The organism is Falsiroseomonas oryziterrae (assembly GCF_021864505.1).
GTDB lineage: Bacteria > Pseudomonadota > Alphaproteobacteria > Acetobacterales > Acetobacteraceae > Falsiroseomonas > Falsiroseomonas oryziterrae.
This window is the reverse complement of record NZ_JAKJIB010000329.1, coordinates 1-4,539: the sequence shown is the minus strand read 5'-3', so window position 1 is coordinate 4,539 and position 4,539 is coordinate 1. Positions and strand designations below refer to the sequence as shown.

Annotated in this window: 4 protein-coding genes; 3 read left to right on the top strand and 1 reads right to left on the bottom strand. The window is 73.7% G+C overall.

Features of this window, described 5'->3' with window-relative positions; translation table 11 throughout:
- Positions 1-188 precede the first annotated feature (188 nt).
- Positions 189-350 (top strand): hypothetical protein, encoded by a 162-nt coding sequence (locus tag L2I40_RS19395; RefSeq protein ID WP_237216830.1) that lies wholly within the window; start codon positions 189-191, stop codon positions 348-350.
- A gap of 6 nt (positions 351-356) precedes the next feature.
- Here the strand turns inward: L2I40_RS19395 and L2I40_RS19390 are convergent, their stop codons facing one another.
- Positions 357-1,316, bottom strand: a complete 960-nt coding sequence (locus tag L2I40_RS19390; RefSeq protein ID WP_237216829.1) for a S1C family serine protease — start codon at positions 1,314-1,316, stop codon at positions 357-359.
- A gap of 80 nt (positions 1,317-1,396) precedes the next feature.
- Here L2I40_RS19390 and L2I40_RS19385 point away from each other — a divergent pair, with 80 nt between their 5' ends.
- Complete coding sequence (locus tag L2I40_RS19385; RefSeq protein WP_237216828.1) at positions 1,397-2,968, top strand: Na+/H+ antiporter; 1,572 nt, start codon at positions 1,397-1,399, stop codon at positions 2,966-2,968.
- Between the two features lie 2 nt (positions 2,969-2,970).
- Positions 2,971-4,539: DUF4011 domain-containing protein (locus L2I40_RS19380; RefSeq protein ID WP_237216827.1), on the top strand; the 1,569-nt coding region annotated here is incomplete at its 3' end.

Below are 4,539 nucleotides of genomic sequence, written 5' to 3'. Positions count from 1 at the left end.
GGCGGCGCGCCTCGCAACAACGCCGCGGGGGCCCCGCATGGGTGCGTTTCCTGAGGTGATGGTTCATCCTGCCGTGGCGGAGCCACGGCAGGGCGCCGGGGGGCGGAAGCGGAGACGCGCACGGCGCATCCTTCGCGGTCAGGCCTGCCGCGCAGCGATGGGCGCCGGATGGCGGGCAGGAGGCGCGGATGTTCGGGTGGGTGGTGCGCATCATCCTCGTCGCGGCGGGCGCGGTAACGGCGCTGTTCGTCGCGCAGGACGCGGAGAACTTCACCGTCGTGCAGGGCATGGTCGCGGTGGCGATGGTCGCCGCGGCCGTGGTGCTGCTCGCCGTGATACGGCGGAAGTGATCCGCCCTATGCACGCTCCTCGGGGATCACCCGGAGCCGCCTGAGATCGCCGCGACGGAGCACGACGAACTCCGCCGCCTCGCCCACCCGCTCGCCGCTCAGCCAGCGCAGCAGGGAATCCACGCCGAGCATCTGCTCGCCGCCGGCCGAGAGCAACAGGTCGCCGCGCTCCACGCCGCCGCGGTCGGCCGGGCCGCCGCGCACCACCTCCATCACCAGGATCGCCGTCTCCTGCGCGACGCCATGCGCCCGCGCGAAGCGGCGCGGCACCGCCTCGAGCTGGCCGGACAGGCCGAGCTGCGCGCGCCGCACGCGACCGAAGCGCACGAGCTGCCCGAGCACCAGGCGCGCGGTGTTGGACGCGACGGCGAAGCAGATGCCCTGCGCGCCGCCGATCATCGCCGTGTTGATGCCGATCACCTCGCCCCGGCTGTCCACCAGCGCGCCGCCGGAATTGCCGGGGTTCAGCGCGGCATCCGTCTGGATCAGGTCCTCGATCGGCCGGCCGGCGGCACCGCGCAGCGTCCGGCCGAGCGCGCTGACCACGCCCGCCGTGACGGTGGAGGAGAAGCCGAGCGGATTGCCAATGGCGATGGCGACCTGGCCGGGGCGCAAGGCCGCCGAATCGCCGAGCTGCGCGGCGGGCAGCGCGGCATCGGTCTCGGCCCGCAGCAAGGCGAGGTCGGTGTCGGGATCGTCGCCGAGCAGCCGCGCGGGAAAGCGGCGTCCCTCGGCGGTGGCGATCGCGAGCTCCTCCGCCCCGCGCGCGACATGGCTGTTGGTCAGGATCAGCCCGTCGGGCGAGACGACGACGCCGGAGCCGGCGCCGCCCTGCCGCCCCTTGCGGATGGCGACATTCACCACCGCCGGCCCGGCGCGCTCCACCGCGGCGGTGACAGCGCGGGAATAGGCGTCGAGAAGCGCGGACTCAGGGGGGCCAGCGGGCGGCAGCGGGGCGTCGAGCATCGGAGGGGACCTTTCGGCTTCCCAATGTGGGAAGCCCCCTCCCCTCCCCCAAGCCGGCGCAGGGCGGGTATGCTTGCGGAATGGCGATCGTCCAGGCCGTGCTGGTTCTCATCGCGGCCTGCATCGGCTTCGCGCTGATCGCCCGGCGCTTCGACCTGCCCTATGCGGTCATCCTGGTGCTCGGCGGCATGGCGCTGGCCTTCGTGCCGGGGCTGCCTTCCGTCACGCTCGACCCACAGATCGCGCTGGCCTTCTTCGTGCCGCCGCTGCTGATGGCGAGCGCCTGGCGGACCGACTGGCGGGCCTTCCGGTCGAACCTCCGGCCGATCCTGCTGCTGGCGGTGGGCTGCGTGCTGTTCACCGCCGTCTTCGTCGCCGCGGTCGCCAAGTGGCTGATCCCCGGCCTGCCCTGGGCCGCGGCCGTCGCGCTCGGCGCGATCGTGGCGCCGCCGGACGCGGTGGCGGCGGCGGCGGTGCTGAAGCGCCTGCCGATCCCCCGACGCATCGTGACGGTGCTGGAGGGCGAGAGCCTGGTGAACGACGCCACCGCGCTCGTGCTCTACCGCTTCGCCATCGCCGCCGTGGCGGTGGGCGGCGTCGCGCCGGCCGCCGCGGCGGGGCAGTTCTTCCTCGTCGCCCTCGGCGGCATCGCGGTGGGCTGGGCGCTCGGCTGGCTGGTCAACCGCTCCTTCCGCTGGCTGCGCGACCCGATGCTGGAGACGGCGGCGAGCTTCGTGGTCTGCTTCGTCGCCTTCCTGCTGGCCGAGGCGCTCGGCCTCTCCGGCGTGATCGCGGTGGTGACCTGCGGGCTGGTGCTCGGCCAGCTGCAGCACCGCACGCTGACGCCCGAGACGCGCATGGCCTCGGTCGCGGTCTGGAACTTCGTGGAGTTCGTGCTGACCAGCCTGGTCTTCATCCTGGTCGGGCTGCAGCTGCGCGGCATCCTGGAACGGCTGGACCGCGGCGTGCTGGAACTGGCGGGGCTGGCGCTGGCCGTCTCCTTCGCGCTGATCGCCTCGCGCTTCGTCTGGGTGTTTCCGGCCAGCTGGTTGCCGCGCCTGATCCCCGCCGTCGCGCGGCGCGACCCGATGCCGCCCTGGAGCCATGTGACGGTGGTCTCCTGGGCGGGGATGCGCGGCGTGGTGTCGCTGGCCGCGGCACTCGCCCTGCCGCTGGATTTTCCCGAGCGCGACCTGCTGGTCTTCCTGGCCTTCTGCGCCATCCTGGCGACGCTGGTGGTGCAGGGCACGACGCTCGGCTGGGTGATCACGCGGCTCGGCGTCGAGGAGCGACGCAAGCCGGGCATGACGTCGGCCGAGGCCGCGGCGCGGCGGCATGTCGCGCGCGCGCAGCTCGGCCATGTCGAGGCGCGCGCGGCGGATGTGCTGGAAGGGCCGGTGGCGCAGGACCTGCTCGGCGAGTACCGCGAGCATCACCGCCTGCTGCACGGCGTGGCCGAGGGCGGCACCCAGGCCGAGCTGGAGGCGCGGTTGCGAATCCGACTCGGCGCGCTACGCGAGGGACGCAAGGCGCTGCTCGCGCATCACGCCGGCGACGGTCTCTCCGACGAGACGCTCGCCGCGCTGGAGGCGGAGCTGGACCTCGAGGAGCTGCGGATCCTGCGGCTGCTCGGCGACGGGCTGAAGAGGTGACGATGGACGCGACGCTGGCGACACGGCTCGAGGAGGCGCGGCGGGGGCTGCTCGACCTCTCCACGCGCAACCGGCTGCTGGCGCTGCCGAAGCCCGGCCGATCGCGCGGCGTGGTGATCCTGGCCGATGAGGATGCGGATTTCGTCCTGGCCGAGCTCGTCGCTGGCAAGCCCTTCGGCTTCGAGGCGGCGGAGGCCGAGTCCGCTGCCGATGCGCCCGCCACGTCGGAGGCGGAGCCTGCGGCGGCGGATGCGAAGCCGAAGCGCCGTCGCGCGGCGAAGCCCAGGAAGGCAGAGGGCGTGGAGGCCGCCGCCGCGGGCAAGACGCGCGAGCAGTGGCAGGTGGACTACCTGCTGCGCGCGCGGCTGACGCCGGCGGAACTGGCGAAGCGGCTGCGCGACCTGATGACGGATGCCCGGACCGCGAGGGAGGAGACCGGCATCGCGACGCTCTCGCTCGCCATCGGTACGCTGGCCTGGCGCGATCCCGGCACGCCGGGGACGGAGCGGCTGGCGCCGCTGGTGCTGCTGCCGGTGACGCTGGAGCGCGAGGGCGTCAGCCAGAAGTTCCGCATCCGGACGAGCGGCCTCGAGGTGCAGGAGAACCTCTCGCTTCGGCAGAAGCTCGCCGCCGAGTTCAAGGTGACGCTGCCGGAGTTCGACGCCGAGACCTACGACCCGACGAAGTGGGCGGAGGCCGTGGCGGCAGCGATCGGCGAACGCGAGGGCTGGGGCGTCGATCCGGACGGGCTCGCGCTCGGGCTGTTCAGCTTCGCGAAGTTCCTGATGTGGCGCGACCTCGACCCGACGGCCAATCCGGGGCTGGCGGATCATCCGGTGATCCGCGCGCTGGTGGGCGGCGAGATGCTGTCGGGCCCGCCGCCCTTCGCCGACGACGCGGACGTCGATGCCGAGATCAGGGTCGAGAAGCTCGACCACGTCATGGACGTGGACGGCAGCCAGGCGCTGGCGGCGGAAGCCGTGCGCCGCGGCGGGCATACGGTGATCCAGGGGCCGCCCGGCACCGGCAAGTCGCAGACCATCATGAACATCATCGCCCAGGCGGTGCTCGACGGGCGGAGCGTGCTGTTCGTGGCGGAGAAGCTGGCGGCGCTGGAGGTGGTGAAGCGCCGGCTCGGCACGGCGGGGCTGGGGGCGGCCTGCCTCGAGCTGCATTCGGAGAAGCAGTCGAAGCGCGCGGTGCTGGACGAGCTGCGCGCGACGCTCGCGTTGCCGAATGTCGCGAAGCCGGATCGCGAGGCGTTGGTGAAGCGGCTCGGGTCGCTGCGGTCGCGGCTGAACGCGCATGCCGATGCGATGGCGGCGCCGGTGGGTGCCAGCGGACGCGCGCTGCATGCGGTGGTCGGCAACCTCGTCGCGTTGCGGGCGGCGGAGGTGAAGGCGCCGGATTTCGCGCTGTCGGCCGGCGGCTGGGATGCCGCGCGGATCGCCGAGGCGCGCGATGCGGTGGCGGAACTGGCGGCGCGCGCGGCGGAGGGCGCCATGCAGAGCCCCTGGCGCGGCGTGACCGCCGCGCTGTCGGCGCCCGACCAGGAGCGCCTGCTGGCGCGC